We start from the raw sequence: 22,031 nt of genomic DNA, 5'->3' as shown, positions 1-22,031 counted from the left end.
CAGCAGCAGCGGCCGATGCCCAAGCCCATTCCCGAAGCGCTGATGATGTGGGGCGGCGAGATCTTCATCTTCCCCAACCTGCTGATCCTGCCGCAGGCCGGCAATGCCATGATCTACCGCGTGCGCCCCCACGCCGAGGATCCCAATCGCTGCACCTTCGAGATTCTCTCCACCAAGACCTATCCGGCCCAGGCGCCAGTCCCGCGCGCCCTCCCGCAGAGCGTCAGCGACGTCATGGACCCCGCCCAGGTCCGCCTCATCCCCAGGCAAGACCTCGGCAACATCCCGCGCATCCAGAAAGGCCTGCACTCCAAAGGCTGCAAGCAGATCTGGCTCGCTCAGGACCAGGAAAAACTCATCCTCAACTTCCATCAGGAACTCGATCGGTTCCTGATGGCGTGATTCCGGCGCGCCGGAGAACGCCGGGGCTCGGGCATTACGCCGCAGTTGCGAAGTGACTTCCGGCGTGGTCAACACCGTCGTTGACCACGCGTAGCGGCGCAGAGTAGCTTTCCATGCATATCGCGAGCGAACTGGCACCGCGCCGCGCCTTAAAAAATGAGTGCTGCCACTACTGTTGGCTTGAGGAAATTCTCATGCTGACCTGGATGCGGTGTCATGGCCTCGGGCTTTGATTTCGAGTCCGTCGCGCCCAGCCGGGAATCCAGCAAGAGACGTCCTGCGTAACGCTGCTCGCACGGCAGCGCTCCCCCGAATCCAAGCTTCTTAACCGCAGCCTGGATGGCGTCTTATAAGCAACCACAGAGGAGAGGTGCATGAGCAATCAATTCGTGAAGTCGATCTGGGGCGCCGGCGCGGCGCTCGGCATGGGGCTGTCCCTGCCGGCGAACGCGCAGGAAGCCACAAGCGCCGAGGCGCCTGCGGCCACCTCGGAAGCGGCTTCATCCGGCGGCGAGAGCGCAGACATGGCCGAGGTGATCGTCACGGCCCGTCGTTTCGAAGAGCGCCTGCAGGATGTGCCGATCTCGATCACGGTGTTCAATCAGCAGCAGCTCGCGGACCGCAATGTGGTGAATGCCAGCGACCTGGCCACCTATACGCCTTCGCTGTCCGCCAATCAGCGCTTCGGTTCGGACAACACCTCGTTTGCCATTCGCGGCTTCACGCAGGAGCTGCGCACTTCATCGTCGGTGGCGACTTACTTCGCCGATGTGGTGGCGCCGCGCGGCGGCGGTTCGGTGACCGCGGGTGAGGGTGCCGGCCCCGGTGCCTTCTTCGATCTGCAGAACGTGCAGGTGCTCAAGGGGCCGCAGGGCACGCTGTTCGGCCGCAATACCACGGGCGGCGCGGTGCTGCTGGTGCCGCAGAAGCCGGGCAAGGCCTATGAAGGCTATGCCGAGCAGAGCTTCGGCAATTACGATCTGGTGCGCACGCAGGCGGTGGCGAACCTGCCCTTCACCGACGCCGTGCGTCTGCGTCTGGGTGCCGACTACCAGAACCGCGATGGCGTGCTGAAGAACACCTCCGGCACCGGCCCCGAGCGTCTCGGCGATGTCGCGTATCTGGCGGCGCGCGCCAGCCTGGTGCTCGACCTGGCGGCGAACCTGGAGAACTACACCATCGCCTCCTACAGCCGCTCCGACAACAGCGGCGGCCTGCCGCAGGTGTTCGCCTGCAATACGGCGATTCCGGTGTTCGGGCAGATGAGCTGTGAACAGCTGGCGCGTCAGGGCTCGGACTTCCACAGCGTGCAGAATCCGGAAAGCGATCCGCGCAGCTATATCCGTCAGTGGCAGGCGATCAACACCACCACCTGGAACGTGAACGACAATCTCACGGTCAAGAACATCGCCAGCTACGCGCAGCTCAAGACCATTTACCGCACGGGCGTCTTCGGCACCAACTTCTTCATGCCGAGCGTCCTGCAGAATGTGCCCGTGGCGCCGGGTGTGGCGGTGAACATTCCCACTGGCCCGCTCGCCGGCACGCCGATCACCTTCGTCAATTCCGATCAGGCCACGGGCGTGCCGACCACCGACCAGTCCACGCTCAGCGAAGAACTGCAGTTCCAAGGCCGCAGCGAAGATCAGAAGCTGGTCTGGCAGGCCGGCCTGTACTTCGAGCGCAGCAAGCCGGAAGGCATTTCCGGTTCGCAGTCGATCTATCGTCTGAACTGCAGCGATGCGGCCAATCTGCAGTGCATCGATCCGCTGGGCATGATTTTCGGTCGTCCGGCGGGCCTGGTGCAGAAGCAGCTTGGCAACATCGAATACCGCAACGAGGCGGTCTACGCACAGGGCACGTACGCGCTGACCGAGCAGTTCAAGCTCACCGGCGGCCTGCGTTACACGCGCGACCACACGGAAGGCGATTCGCAGATGTGGTCGTACACCTTCTATCCGAATCCCAGCAGCCCGACCGAAAGCTGCGTCAATCCCAGCAGCTCGCTGGCCAATGGCTGCGCCAAGTCGCTGAAGAAGGACAGCAAGGCGCCCACCTGGCTGATCGATCTCAACTACAAGCCGAACCAGGACGTGCTGCTGTATGCCAAGTACGCGCGCGGCTATCGCCAGGGCAGCGTCAACATCTTCGGCGCCGATGGCTACGACAGCTTCGATCCGGAAAAGGTCGATACCTATGAAGTCGGCTCCAAGCTGAGCTTCAAGGTGCCGTTCCCGGGCAGCTTCAACATCGCGGCCTTCTACAACGACTTCCGCGACCAGCAGCTGCAGGTCAACTTCACCTCCACCACCGGCGGCGCCGTGCCCAGCACCGGCATCGTCAATGCCGGCAAGTCGCGCATCCAGGGCGTGGAAGTCGAGACCATGATCATGCCGCTCAAGGGCGTCACGCTCAGTGTCTCGTACACCTATCTGGACACCGAGCTGAAGTCGCTGGACCCGGTGAGCGCTGTGGCCCCGTACGATCTGGCACAGGTTCAGGCCGCCAAGGGTGGTCCGCTGACCTTCTCGCCGAAGAACAAGATGTCGCTGACGGCGGCTTACCGCTTCCCGCTGGCGGATCGTCTGGGCCGTCTGGAAGCCGCGGCAAGCTACATCTACACCGACAAGCAGCTGTCCAGCAGCGCCTCGCCGCTGGGCACCCTGCCTTCGTTTGAGCTGCTCAACCTCAATCTGAACTGGGGCGCGGTGGGTGGTTCGCCCGTGGATCTGGCGCTGTTTGCGACCAATGTTCTGGACAAGGAATACGCGACGTATATCTCCGGCCTGTACAACAACGGCGGATTCGAATCGCGTCAGCTGGGTGAGCCGCGCATGTTCGGTGGTCGTCTGCGCTACAACTTCGGCGGCTAAAAAGCTGTCCGGGAACTCATGGTGCGGCGACAATTCCAAAACAGACTTGTGAGAGATGTAGTATCAATGAAACGCCCGGGGGCCGCCGCACCATGAATTTCGATTTGTCCGAAGAACAGCAGATGATGCGCGAGTCCTTCGCGCGTTTTCTGGATGAAGAAAGCAGCATGGCGCGCGTGCGCGCCGCCTGGTCCACGGGCTTCGATGCCGCGATGTGGAAGGGTCTGGCCGAGCTGGGCGCATTTTCCCTGCGCGTGCCGGAAGCCGCTGGTGGCCTGGGTTTGGGCCTGCTCGACGCCGCCGTGCTGATGGAGGAAGTCGGTCGCACCCTGGCCTCGGGGCCGGTGGCGGAAACCCTGGTGGCGGCGCGTCTGCTGGCGGCTGTGGCGCAGCCGGAGGCGCGCGCGCTGCTGGATAAATTGCTGAGCGGCGATGCGGTGGTCAGCATCGCGCTTCACGATATTGAACAACAGCCGCTGCAATGGGTGGCGGGCGGCGCGGTGGCCGATGCGGTGCTGGCGCGCGCCCAGGATCAGCTGCTGCTGCTGTCGCTGCCGGCCGAGCTGCGCAAGGCCGAGGAGAATCTCGCGCAGACCGCGATCGCCGAGCTGGATCTCAGCCGTGCGCCGCGCCGCGTGCTGGCCAGCGGCGGCGAAGCCAGCCGCGCATTCGCGCAGGGCCTGGAGGAATGGAAGCTGCTGCTGGCGGTGGCGCTGTCCGGGCTGTCGCGCGAGGCGCTGCGCCTGGCGGCGGCCTATGCCTGCGAGCGCTCGGCCTTCGGCCAGCTGATCGGCAGCTATCAGGGCATCTCGCATCCGCTGGCCGATCTGATCACGGATGTCGATGGCGGCAAGCTGCTCGCGCTCAAGACCATCCGCGACATCGCCGACGCCAAGGCCGAGGCCGGTGCCGAGGTTTCGCTGTCGATCTGGTGGAACACCGACACCGCGACGCGTGCGGTGGCGCAGGCCCTGCACACCTTCGGCGGCTACGGCCTCACCACCGAATACGACATCCATCTCTACAATCTGCGCGCCAAGGCCTGGCCGCTGGTCTACGGCGATCCGGCGCATCTGCTGGAGGAAGCCGGGCGGCGTCTGTTCGCGGGCGAGCAGGCGGAGCTGCCGGAAGCCGGCGCGGTGTCCATCGACTTCGATCTGGGCGAGGAAGCGCAGGCCCTGGCCCACGAGCTGCACGAGTTCTTCAACAAGACCCTGACGCCGGAGCTGCGCGCCAAGGCGCATTACTCCTTCGACGGCTTCGATGCCGGCGTGCACAAGAAGCTGGCCGAGGCCAGGCTGCTGTTCCCGAACTGGGAAGTGCAGTACGGCGGCCGCAAGGCGCCGCCGTATGCGATGAGCGCGGTGGCGCACGTCTACGAAGAACAGAACTGGAGCAGCCACGCGGTCAGCACCACGTCGATGGTGGGCGTGATGATGCAGCGCTTCGGCAGCGAACAGCTCAAGCGCGAGGTGCTGTCCAAGGTGATTGCCGGCGAGGCGATCTGCAGCCTGGGTTATTCCGAACCCTCCTGCGGCTCCGACGTGTTCGCCGCGCAGACCCGGGCCACGCGCGAGGCCGACGGCAGCTGGCGCATCGACGGCTCGAAGATGTTCACCAGCGGCGCCAACATCGCCGAGTACGTGCTGATGCTCACGCGCACCAATCCCGATGTGCCCAAGCACAAGGGCCTGACCATGTTCATCGTCCCGCTCAAGACCCCGGGCGTGACCATCCAGCCGGTCTACACCTTCCAGGACGAGCGCACCAACATCACCTATTACGACGGCGTGAAGATTCCCGATGCCTATCGTCTCGGCGAAGTCGACGGCGGCGTGAAGGTGATGGCCTCGGCGCTGGAACTGGAGCACGGCGGCGGCTTTGCCCGCGCGCAGAAGGCCATGGTGCTGGCCGCGGAAAAGCTTTGCCGCGAAGTGTCCTGGCGTGGCCAGCCGCTGATCGCGCAGAGCTTCGCGCAGGCGCGTCTGGCGCGTGCCACCGCGCATTACTTCCTGTCGGAAGTGCTGGGGCACCGCGCGCTGTGGTGGGGGGCGCAGAAGAAGCCCAACATGGGCTACGGCCCCATGACCAAGCTGTTCTCCTCGGAAAAATTCCTCAAGGATTCGGCCGATCTGCTGGATCTCACCGCGCCGCATTCGCTGTCCAAGCGGGTCGGCGCGGCGGGCTTCCTGAATCAGTGCTACCGTCATGCGCAGGGCAGCACCATCTACGGCGGGACCAGCGAGGTGCACCGCAGCCAGATTGCCGAGCGTGCCCTGAACCTGCCGCGCACGCGCGCCTGAACACGGGACCTCGTCCATGACGCAAGAAGCACCGCACCTGCTGGTTCACGAGGAGGGCGCGATTCTCATCGCCACCCTCAATCGCCCGGACAAGCTCAATGCACTCACCGCGCAGACCATGAGCCTGTTCGAGCAGGCGCTGCACCGCTTCCGCGACACGCCGGAGCTGAAGGTGCTGCTGGTGCGCGCCACCGGCCGCTATTTCTGCTCGGGCGCCGATCTGCGCGGCGGCGACAACACGCCCTCGCGCACCGGCTCGCAGATCCGCGAGAAGCATCGCCTGAGGCTGCACGGCATGCATCGCATCTACGATGAGATGGAAGCCATCGAGAAGCCCATCGTCGTCGCGCATCAGGCGGCCTGCGTCGGCGGCGGTCTGGAGCTGTCGCTGTCCTGCGATTTCCGGCTCGCCGCGAAAAGCGCCAGCTACGCTTTCCCCGAAGGCAAGATGGGCGTGATTCCCGCCTCCAATGGCGTGAGCCGGCTGTCGCGCATCATCGGCACGCACTGGACGCGCTATCTGATCATGGCCAATCTGCCGGTGAACGCCGAGCGGGCGCTGATGATCGGCCTGGTGCACGAGGTCTTCCCCGACGAGAGCTTCGAGCAGGACGTGATGAAGTTCTGCCGCCATCTCGCCGAGCAGAACGCTGAACAGATGGGCACCGCCAAGCTCGCCATCGAACTGGCGCATGACGTGGGCCTGGCGCAGGCGCGCAATGTCGAGCGCCTGGCCAACAGCGCGCTGATGCTCAATCCGGACTATCTGGAAGGCATCAAGCGCTATATCGAAGCCATCGGCGGCAAGAACAAGGGCGGCTGATGCCCCTGCAGCGATCGGCCGCCAGCCAGGGCGCCCCCGCGTGGGCGCCCTTGTCTTTTGTGGTGATGGCGACGGAGACGCCGCGATGATGCAAGCCTGGGCCTGGCAACATTTTTCTTCGGACGAAGGTCTGCAGCTGCGGCAACGGCCGATGCCGCAAGCCGGGCCCGGCGAGGTGCTGCTGCGTGTGCACGCCAACTCGCTCAACCGGCGCGATCTGATGGCCGTGCGCGGGCTGCTGCCGCGTCCACCCGCCGCCAGCATCGTGCCCTTGTGCGATGGCGCCGGCGAGATCGCGGCCCTGGGTCCGGGCGTGACCACGTTTGCGCCCGGCGAGCGCGTGCTGGCGATCTTCAATCCGCGTTGGCAGACCGGACCGCTGCGCCCGGAATACGGCGGCGCCACCCGGGGCAGCGATGTCGATGGCCTGCTCTGTGAATACGCGGTGCTGCCCGCGCAGGGCGTGCTGCGCTATCCGGCGTATCTGAGCGCGGCCGAGGCCGCCACTCTGCCCTGCGCCGCAGTCACCGCCTGGTTGGCGCTGTTTGCCAAGAGCCAGCTGCAGGCCGGCGAGACCGTGCTGGTGCTGGGAAGCGGCGCGGTGGCCCTGTTCACCCTGCAGCTGGCGCGCGCGGCGGGCGCGCGGGTGATCATGAGCAGTTCCAGCGCGCAGCGCGCCGAACGCCTGCGCGCGCTGGGCGCCGAGAAGGTGTTCGATCACCGCCGGAACGACTGGCCCGCGCAGCTGCAGCAGCACTGCGGCGGTGCCGATGTGATCGTCGAGACCGGTGGCGGCGGCAGTTATCCGCAGTCCCTGCAGGCGGCGGCCTTCAATGCCCGCATCGCGCTGGTGGGCCTGATCAGCGGCGTTCACGACGCCGGCGGCACCCTGGCCAGCATTCTGTTCCGCAATCTCACGGTGCGCGCGGTGCAGGTGGGCAGCCGGCAGGATACCGAGGCGATGCTGCGGTTCATCGAGTCCGTGCAGCTGCGGCCGATCATCGACAGCCGCCACAGCTTCCAGGCGCCGCTGGCTGCTTATCAGCGCCTAGAGAGCGGCGAGGCTTTCGGCAAGGTGGTGATCGAATCCTGCGGCAGCTAGCCGCTCGCGGCCGGCGGCTTGCTGCGCAGCGTCCAGAACACCCCGAGCAGCAGCAGCGCGACGCCCAGCAGGCTCAGCGAGGAAGGCCACTCCCGCCGCAGCAGATAGGCATAGCTCAGCGCGGCCAGGGTCTCGAACACGATCAGCTGTCCGGCGATCGCCGGCGGCAGGCGCTGGCTGGCGGCGTTCCAGCACAGCGTGCCGACCCAGGAAGCGAGCAGGCCCATGGCCAGCGCCAGCGCGACGAACAGCAGCGGCCTGGGCCCCAGCGGCATCGCGAAGCCCTGGCCGCTGTGCATGAACCACAGCCACAGCAGCGCATAAGCCAGCAGCGCCAGCGGCAGCGTCGCCAGCCCCTGGGCGGTGGCCCAGCTGCGCGCGCGCACTTGCGGATGGCTGCGCAACCAGTCGGCATTGCGCAGCGGATACCAGGTCCAGCACAGCAGGGCGATGCCGGCCAGTGCCAGGCCGCCGAGATAGCGCAGGCTCATGCCGGATGTCGTGCCCGGGGTCTGCGTCTCCGCGTGGTGCACGCAGAGCACGCCCAGCGCAATCGCCAGCAGCGAGGGCGCCATGCGCGCCCAGGGCAGGCGCGGCTGATCACCGCTGCGCAGATTGGCGACGATGGCAATCAGCACCGGCAATGCGCCGATGATCATGGTGGGCACCGGCGCGCCGGCGCGCTGGATGGCGCCGGCCAGACACAGGTAGTAGAACAGATTGCCGATGAGCGCCAGCTCGATGGCCATCAGCCAGTCCGCGCGGCGCAGCTGCGCCAGCGCCCGGCGGTCCCAGAAGCCCAGGGGCAGCGCGATCAGGCCGAAAGCCAGATAGCGTCCGGCGGACAGCAACGCCGCCGGATACTCCGGCACCAGCAGCGGCACCACGAACACCAGTCCCCACATCGCGCCGGCCAGCAGTGCGTATCCCAAGCCCGACCACATGCGTTCTTATCCCTGCACACGAAGCACAGCATTGTCCGCGATCCGTGAAAATTTCCGCCAGCGCGTTAGCGCCTGTTAACGCTATGGCAATGGCTGCGACGGAGGCCGTTTTGCCGCAGGGCAAGGCGGCAGACGCGCCGCTTGGTGATTCCAGGCCGGCGGCTGCCAACGCCGCCCTGCGGCCCCGGTAGTCCACGTGGGGCCCCGTGCCATCCGGGTTGTGCCGGAAATGGCGCCCAGCGGCCTTGCGGGACTTGGCCTTGGCCCCGTCCATCGCTTTTGGGCCAAGGCCTGCGTCCCGCGCCTTGCCGGGCGCCATTTCCGGCAGCAACGCAGCAATTGTCCATAGCGTTAACCGGCCCTAAGCTGGTTTTTCGTCTGAGCCGCCGCACAGCCCATGGATGCCGAACTCGCCGCCGCACTGCGTGAACTGATTCAGAACCAGCAGCACGCCGCCCTGGCCAGCCTGCATGCTCAGGAGCCGGCGATCTCGATGGTGCCGTATGCGCTGCTGCCGGCAGGACAGGGCTTCATCGTGCACGTCAGCAGCCTGGCCACGCATACCGCCGACATGCTGGCCAATCCCGCAGTGGCGCTGCTGGTGATGGCGCCGCCGGGCAGCGCCGAGATGCCGCAAGCGCTGTCGCGGGTCAGCATCAGCGGCCGGGCGCGGCAGCTGGACCGCGACACCCCGGACTACGCGCAGGCGCGGGCGCGGTATCTGGCGCGCTTCGCCGACAGCGAGCCGATGTTCGGCTTCGCCGACTTTTCCCTGTTCGTGATCGAGCCGCGTTCGCTGCGCTTCGTCGGCGGCTTTGCGCGCGCCAGAACCGTGTCGGCCGCAGCGTATGCGCAGCTGATGAAGGGCGAGGCGGTGGACGAGCAATGAAAAAGGCGGCGCGATCCGGGCCGGATCGCGCCGCCTGTCTGCGGCCTTGGGAGCGGCGTTACGAAACGCGGATGCCGATGGCCTTGGTTTCGAGGAACTCCTCGATGCCTTCCACGCCCCATTCGCGACCCATGCCGCTCTGCTTGTAGCCGCCGAAAGGCAGATCGCCGGTGATGCTCATGCCGCCGTTGACGCTCAGCGCGCCGGCCTTGATGCGCTTGGCCACCGCCAGCGCGCGCGGCGTGCTGCCCCAGACCGCGCCGCCCAGACCGTAGATGCTGTCGTTGGCGATGCGGATCGCGTCCTCGTCGTCCTCGTAGGGAATCACCACCAGCACCGGCCCGAAGATTTCCTCCTGGGCGATGCGCATCTTGTTGTCCACGTCCACGAAGCAGGTCGGCTCCATGAAGAAGCCTGCGCCCTTGTCGGTGGCCACCTTGCCGCCGGCGAGCAGACGCGCGCCCTCCTGCTTGCCGATCTCGATGTAGCCCATCACGCGATCCAGCTGCCGCTTGGAAATCAGCGGGCCCATGATGCAGCTGGGCTCTTCGAACTTGCCCCACTTCGAGGCGAAGCCGGCGTAGGCCATCTCCAGCACCTTCACCGCTTCCTGGTAACGGCTCCGCGGCACCAGCAGGCGCGTGGGATAGGCGCAGCCCTGACCGGCATGGAACACCACCATCGAGGAGGCGACCACCATCGGGAAATTCGGGCAGTCGTCCAGCACCAGGTAGGCGGACTTGCCGCCCAGCTCCAGGAACACGCGCTTCAGGCTCGGCGCGCCGTTCTGCATGATCAGCTTGCCCACGGCGGTGGAGCCGGTGAAGGAGATCAGGTCCACGCGCGGATCGCGGGTCAGCATCTCGCCGGCCATCGCGGCGTGCCCCGAGGTGATGACGTTGAACACGCCCGGCGGCAGGCCGGCCTCATGCGCGAACTCGCCCATGATCGCGCCCATCAGCGGCGTGTCCGGCGCGGGCTTGAGCACCACGGTGCAGCCGGCCAGCAGCGCGGCGACCACCTTGCCCACGTTCACGTACAGCGGCACGTTCCAGGGCGTGATCGCGCCCACCACGCCCACTGCCTCCTGGGTGACGATGCGCTTGGTGTCGAAGCCGTATTCGTTCTTCACGCCCAGATCTTTTTCCCAGCTGACCTTGGCATGGCATTCGAGCAGATCCTTGGCGCCGTTGAGCGCGCCGTCGATCTGCGCGCGGAACGCCGCGCCGATGGCCGAACCCGCTTCCAGGCGCGCGATCTGCACCAGCTTCTCGCGATTGGCCTGCATGATCCCGCAGAACTTCTTCACCAGCTCGAAACGCTGCTGGTGCTGATGCGACCAGTCGGTGGTATCGAAGGCGCGCCGCGCGGCGGCGATGGCCTCGTCGATATCCTCGGCGCTGGCGTCGGCCGCCTTGCCGACCACCTCGCCGGTCCAGGGGCCGATGTTGTCGTAAGTCTTGTCGCCGGCGGCGCGGCGCAGCTTGCCATCGATGTACAGCTTGGCTTCCGGAAGCATCATTGCATCAATCTCCTGCAGGTGTCCCCGCGGCGCTTCGCCGTCGAGGTGAATTTGAATGCCGCGAATCAGTCGTTTGCCGCCGCGCTGCGCAGGGCGTCCTGCGCAGCGATGTAGCCCCAGGTGAAGGCAGGTCCGATGCTGCCGCCGGGGCCCACTTCGCAAGCGCCCATCACCGAGGCGCTGGAGGTGCCCGTGGCGTAGAGGCCGGCGATCACCGAGCCGTCGGGACGCAGCACGCGGGCGCTGGCATCGGTGAGCAGGCCGCCGTAGGTGCCGACATCGCCGGGCACCAGTTGCAGCGCATAGAACGGCGCCTGTTCCAGCGCCCCGAGCGTGTTGGAAGGCTGGTGCAGGGGATCGCCCGCCCAGCGGTCATAAGGCGCATTGCCGCGACCGAAATCCGCATCGCGGCCCTGGCGCACGAAACCATTGAAGCGCTGCACGGTGGCGGCGAGCGCCTGTGCATCGAGCCCGCACTGACCGGCCAGCGCCGCGAGGCTGTCGGCCTTGCGCAGGACGTTCTGCTCGAACCAGGGCTGCGGTTTCCTGGCGCCCGGCAGGGTGCCGGCCAGCATGTAGGTGCGCAGGTACTGACTGTCGAAAATCATCCAGCTGGGATTGGCCGGCACGCTGCGATTGCGCAGCAGCATCTGCCGGCTGAATTCCGGATGCGGGCTGGCCTCGTTGGCATAGCGCTGCGCCGACTGATCGACGACGATGGCATGCGGCTTGTTGATGTCGTTCTGCATGCCCGGCTTGACCGCCAGCTTCTGCCAGCCCGGCGTGAGCGCGATCTGCATGCCGATGCGCTCGCCGAGCTGCGCGCCGGCGGCGCCGATGCGCAGGCCTTCCTCGATCATCTCGCCGGTGTCGCCTTCGATGGCGCTGGACCAGTCCGCGCGCGTTCCCGGGATGTAACGATCCAGCATCCGCTGATTGCGCGCGAAGCCACCGGCATTGATCAGCACGCCCAGGCGCGCCGTGATGCGCCTGAGCTGGCCATCCTGCTCGCAGAGCACGCCGCTGACGCCGCCCTTTTCCAGCAGCAGCTCCCGCACCGCGCAGCCGACGCGGATCTCGGTGCCGGCCTTGAGCGCGGCGTGCAGCATCTGTCCCTGCAGGGCCTGTCCGGCGGTGACGCGGCGCCGGCCGCGCAGCCGATCCGCCAGCGCGCGGCCGAGAATGCGCGCCAGGGTCTTTTTCGCGGCGAAGCTGCGCTTGATCAGCGGCAGCTGCATGGCCTCGTCGAGATTGGCCGGCAGCGGCAAGAAGCCGGGCCGCAGCTTGTCCATCCATTCGCCCAGCTGCTTGATGTCGAACAGCTCCGAGACCACCGCGCGCCCCGGCACCGAGGCGCCTGCCGCATCGTAGTAATCCGGCCAGGACGGAATGCGCCGCAGGCGGATGCCCTGCGCAACGAGAAAGTCCAGCATCTGCGGCGCCTGCTCGACATACGCGCGACGACGCTCGCGGCTGGCGCCGGGCATGTCGGCGGCCTCGCCGAGCACGGCGTCCAGGTAGGCCAGCGCCTGCTCGCTGCTGTCGACGATGCCCTCGGCGCGCATGTAGCGGTTGTTGGGAATCCACATCACGCCGCCGGAGGCGGCGGTGGTGCCGCCCAGCAGCGCGGTCTTTTCCAGAATCAGCACGCGCTTGCCGGCGGCGCGCAGGCGCAGGGCCGCGCACATCGAGCCGCCACCGCTGCCCACCACCACAAAATCGAATGTCTCTTCCATCGTCATGGCTCGTGGCGTGCTCAGGCGCCGCTGCGGGCGTGGACATTGATCTGCGCGATATGCACATCCGCCGGCAGATCGATCAGGCTGCGGAACACCTGCGTCACCGAGTTGACGTGCGAGAGCGGCCGCTCGCGCAGGTTCAGGCCCGCCGCCGCCGTGGCTTTCGCGAAGCGCATCGCCAGCTGCGGATCGATGTCCCAGCTCTTGCCTTCCTCGATCATCTGTCCGGCGCGCACGGTGCTGACGCGGATGCCGGCCGGATCGAGCTCGTGATGCAGGGCCTCGGAAAACTTCTCCAGGCCGGCTTTCGAACTCTGGTAGATGGCCAGATAGGGAAAGCGCATGCCCACCGACTCGCTGCTGACATTGATGATGTGCGCACCGCGTGTCATGAGGGCAATCGCGGCGCGGGCGCAGAAGATCGCGCCGGCGAGATTGGTGTGCAGGGCGCCCAGGATCTGCGCGTCCGTGGCCTCGGTCACCAGAAACGGTTCATAGATCGCCGCATTGTTGATCAGCACATCGATGCGGCCGCAGCGCTGCGCGATCTGCGCGAAGGCCGCGCGCACCGAATCCGGATTGCCGACATCGCAGGCAAGGGCCAGCGCCGGCTCGCCCAGTTCCTGCGCCAGCGCCTGCAGCTTGGCCTCGGTGCGGCCCAGCAGCACCACGCGCTCGCCTTCGCTGGCGAAGCGCCGCGCCAGGGCACGACCCAGGCCGACGCCGGCGCCGGTGATGACGATGATCCTGGCCATGCTCTCTCTCCGTGTTCCTGGCGGCGCTTGCGGGCAGTCGTTGTCTAGTTTTTTGGCGCGTACACCGACAGATCGCCGGCATAGGCGATGCCGCCCGGCCAGAAGCGCGTGCCGCTGATCTTGCTGAAGTAATGCACGGTGCGCGCGAAGGAGGCGGCCTGCGAGCGCGGCTGCATGGCGATGCCGCTGGGGCTGCGCCCGCCGGCGCGCGCGGAAAAATCACGCAGGGTGAACATCAGATCGTCGGTCTGCTGTGCGCAGAGCACCAGCTGATCGCCGGGGCAGTAGCGGCGCGGTTCGATCTGCGTGGCCGCCAGCACCCCGCGCCGCATCGCGACATGGCCGGGCACATTGATCACCTCGATGCTGTGCACGTTCTCATACCAGTCCTGGTATTCCTCGTAGCGACCGATGGTGTAGTTGGCCAGAATCAGGCTGATGCCGGAGAAGGGCTGCTCGCGTTGCCAGTTGGGGCTGGCCTTCCAGTCGGAGAACAGCTCGTAGCTGTAGATGCGCTCGCTCTGCTTGCTGTCGTCGATCAGGCCGGCGTCACGCGCCTCGGCCAGCAGCGGGCCCAGCGCCGGCAGATCGATTTGCGGATGGCTCAGCTCGAAGTCGTAGACGCTCAGGTAGCGCCAGGGCTGGGCGATGTCCGGCATGATCTGCTGCGGCGTCACTTCGTAGCGATCGGCTTCGCGAAAGCCGCGCAGACGCGCCAGCGCCTGGCGATGTGGACCCTCGAACCAGGTCGCGTAATCGGCCTCACGACCGGCCGGAACATTGTGCAGATGCAGCGTGGTGTAGAGCGCCATGGGAATCGGCCGTTTCGATGCGGGCGGTGACTGGAAAGGACAGCGTCGCGGGCCGGCGGTGCGCCGATGGCCGCAACAGGCAAGACAGACTGCGGACCTGGGCTAGGGGTTTTCGACCATCTCCTCGTGTCCCGCTCTGCGCCGGGGCTCCCCTGCGCGGCGAAGTGCTTGCTGTTGGCATGTTCGCAATCCGCCGTGCGCCGGAATCCCGGCCAGCACCGTCGCTGCGAGCGGCGCCGCCGGCCTGCGGAGGCCGCCACGCGCCGATCTATAATCATCATCGTTGTCTATTACGTCAAGGGGCGGCGGCCGCGCCTGCCGGGCTTGCAGCCTGTTCCGATATTAATCACCAGTGTTGTACGTTAATCGCGGATATGCGATAAAGCTGGCCTTGTTTTTTGCCACGTGACCGGACGCCGGAAATGAGCGTCGCGGCCTGCGGCAAGACCTCGGCAAAACCGGTGCCCGGCAGCCGTTCCGGCGCCAGTCGGCTTTGCCGCAGTCCGCATCAGGAGGAGAGCATGAAGATCCGTATCGACAAGCCTGCGTGCGTGGGCAATGCACGCTGCGCCGCCGTCTCCGCAGAGTTGTTCCCCTTGGACGACGATGGCTACATCGCGGTTTCCGAGATCGCTGTGCCGCCCGGCATGGAGCAGCTCGCCCGTCGCGGCGCGCGTGCCTGCCCGGAACGCATCATCGTGATCGAGGAAGACGTCGCGAAGTCCTGAGCGCGGCATCCCGTTTGCGCAGATCTCGCGGCTCGCCGGAGCGGGCCGCTTCATAGCGAATATTTGGAGACACAATGTCGGATTTCCTCAGCTACAAGAACAAGCGTGTGCTCATCACCGGCTGCTTCTCCGGCATGGGCGAGGCCACCGCCAGGCTGCTGCTGCAGCAGGGCGCCGAGGTGCATGGCCTGGATTACAAGGAGTGCAAGCTGCCGCTGGCCTCGTTCACCAGTGTCGATCTGCGCGATCCGGCTTCCATCGATGCGGCCGTGGCCAGGATCGGCGGCAAGGTCGATGCGCTGTTCAACTGCGCCGGCCTGCCGCAGACCTTCCCGGCCATGGACGTGATGAAGGTGAACTTCGCCGGCACGCGGCATCTCACCGAAAAGGTGTTGCCGCTGATGTCCGCCGGCGGTGCCATCGTCAGCATCTCTTCCAACGGTGGCCTGGGCTGGAGCCGTCGCATCCCGGTGCTGATGGGTGCGCTGCAGGTGCAGGGCTTCGAGGCCTTCATGAAGTGGTGCGAGGAGAACGCCGAGACCGTGCGCGAAGGCTATGCCTTCTCCAAGGAGCTGGTGATCGTCTGGACCATGCTGCTGTCGCAGAAGCTGATCAAGCAGGGCATCCGCATCAACTGCACCATGCCCGGCCCCACGCAGACGCCGATGATGTCGCACTTCGAATCGGCGACCAAGGCCTCGGTGCTGGAAGCCGCCGCGCAGCCCATCAACCGCCGCTCCACGCCGGAGGAGCAGGCCGGCCCGCTGGTGTTCCTCAACAGCGATGCCGCCAGCTATGTGAACGGCGTGTGCTTCTATGCCGACGGCGGTTTCATGGCCGGTCTGGCCACCGGCCAGATCGACCCGCGCTCGCTGATGGGCGGCTGATCGGTCTTCGCCACCATAATCGCCGGAGAACCAGCCATGACTGCCACCTTGAGCCCCGCCGTCGCCAGGCCTGCGCATGTACCGGAAGCAGCGGTCTACGATTTCGATATGTTTGCCGATCCGGCCTACGTGGCCGATCCGCATGCTCGCGTGCTGGACCTTCTCGGCAAGGCGCCGGGCGTGTTCTGGACGCCGCGCAATGGTGGCCACTGGATGCTGCTCAGCCATGAGGCGATCTTCAATGCCGCGCGCGACGTGGAAACCTTCTCCAGCGAGCTGATGCCGCTGGACAAGGTCGAGCAGATGCAGAAGATGATGCCGCGCCATGTGCCGCTGCCGCTGCCGATCTGCGTCGATCCGCCGGCGCACATGAAGTATCGCGGTCCGCTCAATCGCGTGTTCGGGCCCAAGGCGATCAATGATCTGAAGGACAGCATCCGCACGCTCGCCGGCGAGCTGGTGGACGCCATCAGGCCGCAGGGTGCCTGTGACTTCATGAGCGCGGTGGCCGAACCGTTGCCGGTGCAGGTGTTCCTGAAGATGCTGGGCCTGCCGGTGGCGCGCATGGATGACTATCGCGCGCTGGTGCGCGCGCATCTGTCCGATCCCACGCCCAATCCGATGGACAGCGTCAAGAAGCTCTGGCGCATCGTCGACACCATCAAGGACGTGCTGGAGGATCGCCGCGCCAATCCGCAGGACGACATCATCAGCCTGCTCTGGCAGCTCGACATCGATGGCAAGCCGACCACGATGGACGACATGGAGAACTACTGCGTGGTGCTGTTCGTCGCGGGCCTGGACACCGTGATGAACGGCATGGGCCATGGCATCCGCCATCTGGCCCAGCATCCCGAGCTGCAGCAGGAGCTGCGCGCCAATCCGGCGCTGATCGGCGACGCCACCGAAGAGCTGCTGCGCCGCTACACCTTCACGGTGCCGCCGCGCATCATCGGCAAGGACACCGTGTTCGCAGGGCTGGAGATGAAGCGTGGCGAGCGTGCCATGCTGTTCCTGCCGGCCGCCGATCTCGACCCCAAGGCCTTCAGCCATGCCGAGCGCTTCGATCTGAAGCGCGAGAACAAGACCCATATCGCGTTCAATGCCGGACCGCATCGCTGCCTGGGTTCGCATCTGGCGCGCGTGGAGCTGCAGATCGTCTACGAGGAAATGCTCAAGCGCCTGCCGCTGTTCAGGCTCGATCCGGCCCATCCGCCCAGCTTCCACTGCGGCCATGTGGTCGGCGTGGACACCCTGCACCTGCTCTGGAATCCGTAAGACGATGACCGCGCCGCGTCCGCTGCCGCGCCTGGATGCCGACAACCGCCCGTTCTGGACCGGTGGTGAAGTCGGCGAGCTGCGCATCATGCGCTGCCGCGACTGCGGCACCTTCCTGCATCCGCCGCGTCCGGTCTGCCGGCACTGCCTGTCGGAAAACGTAGGCCCCGAGGTGGTACCCGGCACCGGCGTGGTGGACACCTACACGGTGAATTACCAGAAATGGCATCCGGCGATGGACGTGCCGTTCGTGATTGCGCGCGTGGCCCTGGATGGCGCCCCGGGTGTCTATCTCACCACCAATATCGTCGGCTGCCCGGCGGAATCGGTGGATGTGGGTGATCGCGTGCGGGTCCGGTTCGAGCAGCACGAAGACGTCTGGCTGCCGCTGTTCGAGAAGATCGCCTGACCATGTCTCTGAGCAACGAAGCCTATATCACCGGGGTTGGCCAGTCGCAGATCGGCGTCAAGCTGGCCCGCTCGCCACTGTTGCTGACCGTGGATGCGGTCAAGGAAGCGCTGGACGAGGCGGGCCTGAGCATCGGCCAGATCGACGGTGTCTCCACCTATCCGGGCCGTGTCGCGCAGATGCTGGGTTTTTCCCCCATCGGCGCCGATGAGCTGATCGATGCACTCGGCATCCGTGCCACCTGGTATGCCGGCGGCGGCGAGATCAGCTCGCAGCTCGGCGCCGTGGTCGCGGCGGCCACGGCGGTGCGCGCGGGCCTGGCCCGGCATGTGATCTGTTTCCGCACCGTGTACGAAGCGGCGGCGCTGTCGCGTCCGGACGAGTTTCCGATGCCGCGCCGGGATCGTGTGGACGGCTTCTCGCAGTGGACCGCGCCCTTCAATGCCCTGTCGGCGGCGAACTGGACCGCGCAGTACGCGATGCGGCACGTCAAGAAGTACGGGCTGAAGCGTGAACAGCTGGCGCAGATCGCGCTCACCGACCGCGCCCATGCCGCGCTCAATCCGCGTGCCCTGGTGCGCGAGCCCCTGAGCATGGACGAATACCTCGCGGCGCGGATGATTTCCTCGCCGCTGTGCCTCTACGACTGCGACCGTTTCACCGACGCCTCCACGGTGCTGATCGTCTCCGCCGGTACGGCGGTGAACGAGGTGCGCTGCACGCCGATCCGCATCGCCGCGATGGCGGGCACGGTGGAGCGTCACAGCTGGGATCAGGCCGAGTGGACCGCCAGCTACGCCACCGGCCGCGATCTGTGGACGCGCACCGACTACCGGCCCAAGGACGTGGACACCGTGCAGTTCTATGACGGTTTCGCCTTCTACGCCCTCACCTGGTTCGAGGCCCTGGGATTCTGCGGCATCGGCGAAGGCGGACAGTTCATCGAAGGTGGCCGGCGCATCGCGCTCGATGGCGAGCTGCCGCTCAACACCTTCGGCGGCCAGATCGGCGCCGGTCGCCTGCATGGCTTCGGCTTCGCGCACGAGGCGGTCACGCAGCTGCGTGGCAAGGGTGGCGCGCGGCAGATCAAGAAGGCCGATCCGCGCCTGGCCATCGCCACCTCCGGCGGCGGTCCGCTGGCCACCGCGCTGCTGCTGGCCCGCGATTGAAGCGCCGCAGATGGGCATGAGCGCCTCCCGCATCGACGAGCTGCCCGGCTTTCGCCGGCGCATTCGCATCACGCCGGCCGCCAACTGGGTGCGCGCCGAGCTTGAGGACGATATGCACTGCATGCGCGTGCGCCTGCGCCATGACGGCAGCCTGGTACAGGGCGTGGAAGCCGAGATGATCCGCGCGCCCTGGACCACCTGTCCCGGGGCGCCGGAACAGCTGCGCCAGACCTTCCATGGCGTGGCCCTGGCGCAGTTCGCCAGACGCGGCGAGCGCCAGAGCAATTGCACGCATCTGCACGATCTCGCCCTGCTCGCCGCCGCGCATGCGCAGGATGCCGAGACCCTGGTCTACGACATCCTGGTCAGCGATCCGCAGGACGGCCTGCGTCTGGCCGAGCTGCGCCGCAACGGGCTGAGCGTGCTGGCCTGGCAGGAGCGCGGCAATCGGATCGAGGCACCGGCGGAGCTGGCGGGACTGGCGGCCAATCAGCTGCGCCCCTGGATCGAGGGCCTGGCAGGCGAGCGATTGGAACACGCAAGGCTGCTGCGCTGGGCCGCGATGCTCGCGCACGGGCGCACCATCCCGCTGGCCCAGCAGTCGGATGCCACGCGCATGCCGGCCAGCTGCTACAGCTTTCAGCCTGCCCGGCAGCCGCATGCCCGGCGCATCGTCGATCTGCGCGAGTTCAGCCGTGGCGGGACTCAGCCGCTGGAGGCACTCGCCGGATGAGCAGCCGACACACCAGAATTTTCCATCCGCAATGGTCAACACAAAACCCACTGCGCAAGCCTGTTTGTAGGAGGACTTCATGAAGATGAATGACATGGTGATCATCAGCGTGGATGATCACATCAGCGAACCGCCGGACATGTTCAAGAAACATCTGTCGGGTGATGATCTGGCCAGCGCGCCGCAGTTCATTGTCGCGGAGAACGGCACCAGCTTCTGGGAATACCAGGGCATGAAGATGCCGTCCGTGGGCCTCAATGCCGTGGTCGGCCGGCCGCTGGACGAGTACGGCATGGAGCCCACCGCGCTGGAACAGCTGCGCGCCGGCTGCTTCGACGTGAAGGCCCGCATCGGCGACATGAACGTCAACGGCATCGCCGCCTCGCTCAACTTCGGCAGCTTCCCCGGCTTTGACGGCGGCCGTTTCCACAAGGCGCCGGACAAGGCCAAGTCGCTGGTGCATCTGCGCGCCTACAACGACTGGCATATCGACGAGTGGTGCGGCGCCTATCCCGGCCGCTTCATCCCCTGTGCGATTCTGCCGACCTGGGACATCAAGGCCACGGTCGAGGAACTCAAGCGCATCTCCGCCAAGGGCTGCACCACGGTCTCGATCAACGAGAACCCCACCGTGCAGGGCCTGCCCAGCATCCACAATGAATACTGGGAGCCGTTCTGGAAGGCGGTGACCGATCTGGACATCACCATCTGCCTGCACATCGGCGCCGGCAACCCGGCACCGCATGCCTCGATGGAAACCCCGATCGAAGCCTGGATCACCACCATGCCGATGTCGATCTCCACCGGCGCGGCGGACTGGCTGAACCTGTCGGCCCTGCAGCGCTATCCGAAGCTGAAGATCGCGCTGTCGGAAGGCGGCATCGGCTGGATTCCCTACTTCCTGGAGCGCGCCGACTTCAGCCACAGCCGCCACCAGTTCTGGACCAACTCGCGCATGAATTTCCGCGAGGACAAGCCCAGCGATGTCTTCAAGCGGCACTTCATGACCTGCTTCATCGACGACGCCTTCGGCCTGAAGAACCTGGATTCGCTCAACGAGGACCTGGTGTCCTACGAGTGCGACTATCCGCATTCCGACAGCCTGTGGCCGGAAGTGCCGGAGCGCCTGTTCGACACGCTCAAGCATTTGAGCGACGCGCAGGTCGACAAGATCACGCACGGCAATGCCATGCGATTCTTCCGCTTCGACATGTTCAAGCATCACCCGCGCGAAGCACTGACCGTGGGCGCCCTGCGTGCGCAGGCCAAGGCCGATGGCGTGGATGTTACGCCCAAGTCCTCCGGCGGCGCCGCGCCGCTGGCCGAGGGCGAGAAGCCGCGCATCATCACCTCCGGTGATCTGATGCGCATGTTCTCGCATCACGCCAAGGCGGCCTGAACCAGGGCTGGCGGACAATGAAAAACCGGCTGTCCTCGGACAGCCGGTTTTTTTGTGCGCGGGATAAAACCTCAGCTGCCGAATTCGTAAGCCGCCAGGAACTCGGCGATGGTGCGCACGAAGCGTGCGGCGTCGGCGCCATTGATCACGCGGTGGTCATAGCTCAGTGACAGCGGCAGCAGCTGGCGCAGCACCGGCCTGCCCTCGGCATCGGGCAGGAAGCGGTCCTGGGTCCGGGTGATGCCCAGAATCGCCACTTCCGGCGCGTTGATGATCGGCGAGAAGCTGGTGCCGCCGATATGGCCCAGCGAGGACAGCGTGAAGCAGCCACCGCTCATCTCGGCCAGCGCCAGACCTTTCGTGCGCGCCTTCTCCGAGATGCGCACGATTTCCTCGGCAATCTCGTCGATGCTCTTCTTGTCGCAATCCTTCAGCACCGGCACCAGCAGGCCATTGGGCACGTCCACGGCAAAGCCGATGTGGAAGTACTTCTTGAAGATCTGCTTGCTGGCATCGGCATTGAGCGAGCTGTTGAACTGCGGGTAGCGTTGCAGCGCCGCCACCGAGGCCTTCATCAGCGCCGGCAGCAGGGTGCGCTTCTTCTCCGGATGCGCCTGGTTCCAGGCCTTGCGACGCTGCTCGAAGCCGCTGATGTCGGCCTCGTCGTTGTGCGTGACATGCGGGATGCAGCTCCAGTTGCGATGCATGGCGCGGCTGACGTACTGCTGCACGCGGCCCACCGCGCGCTCTTCGACGGGGCCGTAGACGGACAGATCCTCGGCCGGCCAGGGCAGCGGCGGCGGGGCACTGGCTGCGGGTTTATCGCTCATGTTTCTTCAAGCTCGTGATGCGGTGGCTGCGCTCAAGCCATCAGGAACCGATCGAGTTCCTGATGGAAGTTGAGGATGAGTTTTTCCTGGTCCTGAGCGAGCCAGATCTGCTTGCAGCCTTTGGAGTGCAGGCCTTTCTGGATGCGCGGGATGTTGCCGAGGTCTTGCCTGGGGATGAGGCGGACCTGGGCGGGGTCCATGACGTCGCTGACGCTCTGCGGGAGGGCGCGCGGGACTGGTGCCTGGGCCGGATAGGTCTTGGTGGAGAGAATCTCGAAGGTGCAGCGATTGGGATCCTCGGCGTGGGGGCGCACGCGGTAGATCATGGCATTGCCGGCCTGCGGCAGGATCAGCAGGTTGGGGAAGATGAAGATCTCGCCGCCCCACATCATCAGCGCTTCGGGAATGGGCTTGGGCATCGGCCGCTGCTGCTG

20 protein-coding genes are annotated in these 22,031 nt (G+C 66.2%); 13 read left to right on the top strand and 7 right to left on the bottom strand.

What is annotated here, in order from left to right; all coding sequences use genetic code 11:
* The 5 genes from BMY12_RS19625 to BMY12_RS19605 form a co-directional block, all read left to right on the top strand.
* Nucleotides 1-402, top strand: a 402-nt coding sequence (locus BMY12_RS19625) for an SRPBCC family protein (protein ID WP_218140274.1), incomplete at its 5' end; no start/stop codon positions are given.
* Nucleotides 403-776: 374 nt separating this feature from the next.
* Nucleotides 777-3,275 (top strand): TonB-dependent receptor, encoded by a 2,499-nt coding sequence (locus tag BMY12_RS19620; RefSeq protein ID WP_093289697.1) that lies wholly within the window; start codon nucleotides 777-779, stop codon nucleotides 3,273-3,275.
* Between the two features lie 92 nt (nucleotides 3,276-3,367).
* Nucleotides 3,368-5,578 carry an acyl-CoA dehydrogenase family protein gene (locus tag BMY12_RS19615; RefSeq protein ID WP_093289695.1) on the top strand — a complete coding sequence of 737 codons (2,211 nt, stop codon included), beginning with the start codon at nucleotides 3,368-3,370 and terminating at the stop codon, nucleotides 5,576-5,578.
* A 16-nt stretch (nucleotides 5,579-5,594) separates the two neighbouring features.
* Nucleotides 5,595-6,401, top strand: coding sequence for an enoyl-CoA hydratase/isomerase family protein (locus BMY12_RS19610; protein ID WP_093289694.1), 807 nt, complete (start codon nucleotides 5,595-5,597; stop codon nucleotides 6,399-6,401).
* A gap of 85 nt (nucleotides 6,402-6,486) precedes the next feature.
* On the top strand, nucleotides 6,487-7,503 hold the full coding sequence (locus BMY12_RS19605; protein WP_093289692.1) for a zinc-dependent alcohol dehydrogenase family protein: 1,017 nt from the start codon (nucleotides 6,487-6,489) through the stop codon (nucleotides 7,501-7,503).
* On the opposite strand, the gene BMY12_RS19600 is transcribed toward BMY12_RS19605, so the two are convergent.
* Nucleotides 7,500-8,447 (bottom strand): DMT family transporter, encoded by a 948-nt coding sequence (locus BMY12_RS19600; RefSeq protein ID WP_093289691.1) that lies wholly within the window; start codon nucleotides 8,445-8,447, stop codon nucleotides 7,500-7,502. The two genes, BMY12_RS19605 and BMY12_RS19600, sit on opposite strands and share 4 nt — an antisense overlap.
* Nucleotides 8,448-8,844: 397 nt before the next feature.
* On the opposite strand from BMY12_RS19600, the gene BMY12_RS19595 reads away from it, so the two are divergent.
* Entirely contained in the window at nucleotides 8,845-9,336 is a 492-nt protein-coding gene (locus tag BMY12_RS19595) for a HugZ family pyridoxamine 5'-phosphate oxidase (RefSeq protein ID WP_093289689.1), read from the top strand.
* 58 nt (nucleotides 9,337-9,394) lie between these two features.
* Here BMY12_RS19595 and BMY12_RS19590 read toward each other — a convergent pair whose 3' ends face one another.
* The 4 genes from BMY12_RS19590 to BMY12_RS19575 all read right to left on the bottom strand — a co-directional run bounded on the left by BMY12_RS19590 (nucleotide 9,395) and on the right by BMY12_RS19575 (nucleotide 14,164).
* Nucleotides 9,395-10,855 carry an aldehyde dehydrogenase family protein gene (locus BMY12_RS19590; RefSeq protein WP_093289701.1) on the bottom strand — a complete coding sequence of 487 codons (1,461 nt, stop codon included), beginning with the start codon at nucleotides 10,853-10,855 and terminating at the stop codon, nucleotides 9,395-9,397.
* A 68-nt stretch (nucleotides 10,856-10,923) separates the two neighbouring features.
* Nucleotides 10,924-12,594: an FAD-dependent oxidoreductase gene (locus BMY12_RS19585; protein WP_218140276.1), complete on the bottom strand. Its 1,671-nt coding sequence runs from the start codon at nucleotides 12,592-12,594 to the stop codon at nucleotides 10,924-10,926.
* A 20-nt stretch (nucleotides 12,595-12,614) separates the two neighbouring features.
* Nucleotides 12,615-13,352: an SDR family oxidoreductase gene (locus BMY12_RS19580; protein WP_093289687.1), complete on the bottom strand. Its 738-nt coding sequence runs from the start codon at nucleotides 13,350-13,352 to the stop codon at nucleotides 12,615-12,617.
* Nucleotides 13,353-13,396: 44 nt separating this feature from the next.
* Entirely contained in the window at nucleotides 13,397-14,164 is a 768-nt protein-coding gene (locus tag BMY12_RS19575) for a hypothetical protein (RefSeq protein WP_093289685.1), read from the bottom strand.
* A 422-nt stretch (nucleotides 14,165-14,586) separates the two neighbouring features.
* Between BMY12_RS19575 and BMY12_RS19570 the strand changes: the two genes are divergently transcribed.
* The 7 genes from BMY12_RS19570 to BMY12_RS19540 all read left to right on the top strand — a co-directional run bounded on the left by BMY12_RS19570 (nucleotide 14,587) and on the right by BMY12_RS19540 (nucleotide 20,767).
* Nucleotides 14,587-14,892 (top strand): ferredoxin, encoded by a 306-nt coding sequence (locus BMY12_RS19570; RefSeq protein WP_218140275.1) that lies wholly within the window; start codon nucleotides 14,587-14,589, stop codon nucleotides 14,890-14,892.
* Between the two features lie 74 nt (nucleotides 14,893-14,966).
* Complete coding sequence (locus BMY12_RS19565) at nucleotides 14,967-15,779, top strand: coniferyl-alcohol dehydrogenase (protein WP_093289684.1); 813 nt, start codon at nucleotides 14,967-14,969, stop codon at nucleotides 15,777-15,779.
* Between the two features lie 36 nt (nucleotides 15,780-15,815).
* Nucleotides 15,816-17,057 carry a cytochrome P450 gene (locus tag BMY12_RS19560; protein ID WP_093289682.1) on the top strand — a complete coding sequence of 414 codons (1,242 nt, stop codon included), beginning with the start codon at nucleotides 15,816-15,818 and terminating at the stop codon, nucleotides 17,055-17,057.
* A 4-nt stretch (nucleotides 17,058-17,061) separates the two neighbouring features.
* Nucleotides 17,062-17,466, top strand: coding sequence for a Zn-ribbon domain-containing OB-fold protein (locus BMY12_RS19555; protein WP_093289681.1), 405 nt, complete (start codon nucleotides 17,062-17,064; stop codon nucleotides 17,464-17,466).
* 2 nt (nucleotides 17,467-17,468) lie between these two features.
* Complete coding sequence (locus BMY12_RS19550) at nucleotides 17,469-18,635, top strand: thiolase family protein (protein ID WP_093289679.1); 1,167 nt, start codon at nucleotides 17,469-17,471, stop codon at nucleotides 18,633-18,635.
* 16 nt (nucleotides 18,636-18,651) lie between these two features.
* Nucleotides 18,652-19,368 (top strand): DUF2889 domain-containing protein, encoded by a 717-nt coding sequence (locus BMY12_RS19545; RefSeq protein ID WP_177189091.1) that lies wholly within the window; start codon nucleotides 18,652-18,654, stop codon nucleotides 19,366-19,368.
* Between the two features lie 79 nt (nucleotides 19,369-19,447).
* Entirely contained in the window at nucleotides 19,448-20,767 is a 1,320-nt protein-coding gene (locus BMY12_RS19540; RefSeq protein ID WP_093289675.1) for an amidohydrolase family protein, read from the top strand.
* 71 nt (nucleotides 20,768-20,838) lie between these two features.
* Here the strand turns inward: BMY12_RS19540 and BMY12_RS19535 are convergent, their stop codons facing one another.
* Together BMY12_RS19535 and BMY12_RS19530 are read right to left on the bottom strand one after the other, a co-directional pair.
* Nucleotides 20,839-21,597, bottom strand: a complete 759-nt coding sequence (locus tag BMY12_RS19535) for a 2-oxo acid dehydrogenase subunit E2 (protein ID WP_093289673.1) — start codon at nucleotides 21,595-21,597, stop codon at nucleotides 20,839-20,841.
* 32 nt (nucleotides 21,598-21,629) lie between these two features.
* Nucleotides 21,630-22,031 (bottom strand): SRPBCC family protein (locus BMY12_RS19530; protein WP_218140274.1); only part of this gene is annotated, 402 nt, incomplete at its 5' end.

This window comes from Solimonas aquatica, from assembly GCF_900111015.1.
Classification (GTDB): Bacteria; Pseudomonadota; Gammaproteobacteria; order Nevskiales; family Nevskiaceae; genus Solimonas; species Solimonas aquatica.
The sequence above is the reverse complement of the archived record's forward strand: the minus strand, read 5'-3'. Positions and strand labels throughout refer to the sequence as shown.

What these genes read in the sequence shown, in the direction of transcription:
- BMY12_RS19555 (WP_093289681.1), top strand. Translation starts at nt 17,062, where the DNA reads ATGACCGCGCCGCGTCCGCTGCCGCGCCTGGATGCCGACAACCGCCCG.
- BMY12_RS19570 (WP_218140275.1), top strand. Translation starts at nt 14,587, where the DNA reads ATGAGCGTCGCGGCCTGCGGCAAGACCTCGGCAAAACCGGTGCCCGGC.
- BMY12_RS19535 (WP_093289673.1), bottom strand. Translation starts at nt 21,597, where the DNA reads ATGAGCGATAAACCCGCAGCCAGTGCCCCGCCGCCGCTGCCCTGGCCG.
- BMY12_RS19590 (WP_093289701.1), bottom strand. Translation starts at nt 10,855, where the DNA reads ATGCTTCCGGAAGCCAAGCTGTACATCGATGGCAAGCTGCGCCGCGCC.
- BMY12_RS19585 (WP_218140276.1), bottom strand. Translation starts at nt 12,594, where the DNA reads ATGGAAGAGACATTCGATTTTGTGGTGGTGGGCAGCGGTGGCGGCTCG.
- BMY12_RS19610 (WP_093289694.1), top strand. Translation starts at nt 5,595, where the DNA reads ATGACGCAAGAAGCACCGCACCTGCTGGTTCACGAGGAGGGCGCGATT.
- BMY12_RS19565 (WP_093289684.1), top strand. Translation starts at nt 14,967, where the DNA reads ATGTCGGATTTCCTCAGCTACAAGAACAAGCGTGTGCTCATCACCGGC.
- BMY12_RS19560 (WP_093289682.1), top strand. Translation starts at nt 15,816, where the DNA reads ATGACTGCCACCTTGAGCCCCGCCGTCGCCAGGCCTGCGCATGTACCG.
- BMY12_RS19595 (WP_093289689.1), top strand. Translation starts at nt 8,845, where the DNA reads ATGGATGCCGAACTCGCCGCCGCACTGCGTGAACTGATTCAGAACCAG.
- BMY12_RS19620 (WP_093289697.1), top strand. Translation starts at nt 777, where the DNA reads ATGAGCAATCAATTCGTGAAGTCGATCTGGGGCGCCGGCGCGGCGCTC.
- BMY12_RS19615 (WP_093289695.1), top strand. Translation starts at nt 3,368, where the DNA reads ATGAATTTCGATTTGTCCGAAGAACAGCAGATGATGCGCGAGTCCTTC.
- BMY12_RS19540 (WP_093289675.1), top strand. Translation starts at nt 19,448, where the DNA reads ATGAAGATGAATGACATGGTGATCATCAGCGTGGATGATCACATCAGC.
- BMY12_RS19600 (WP_093289691.1), bottom strand. Translation starts at nt 8,447, where the DNA reads ATGTGGTCGGGCTTGGGATACGCACTGCTGGCCGGCGCGATGTGGGGA.
- BMY12_RS19580 (WP_093289687.1), bottom strand. Translation starts at nt 13,352, where the DNA reads ATGGCCAGGATCATCGTCATCACCGGCGCCGGCGTCGGCCTGGGTCGT.
- BMY12_RS19550 (WP_093289679.1), top strand. Translation starts at nt 17,469, where the DNA reads ATGTCTCTGAGCAACGAAGCCTATATCACCGGGGTTGGCCAGTCGCAG.
- BMY12_RS19605 (WP_093289692.1), top strand. Translation starts at nt 6,487, where the DNA reads ATGATGCAAGCCTGGGCCTGGCAACATTTTTCTTCGGACGAAGGTCTG.
- BMY12_RS19545 (WP_177189091.1), top strand. Translation starts at nt 18,652, where the DNA reads ATGAGCGCCTCCCGCATCGACGAGCTGCCCGGCTTTCGCCGGCGCATT.
- BMY12_RS19575 (WP_093289685.1), bottom strand. Translation starts at nt 14,164, where the DNA reads ATGGCGCTCTACACCACGCTGCATCTGCACAATGTTCCGGCCGGTCGT.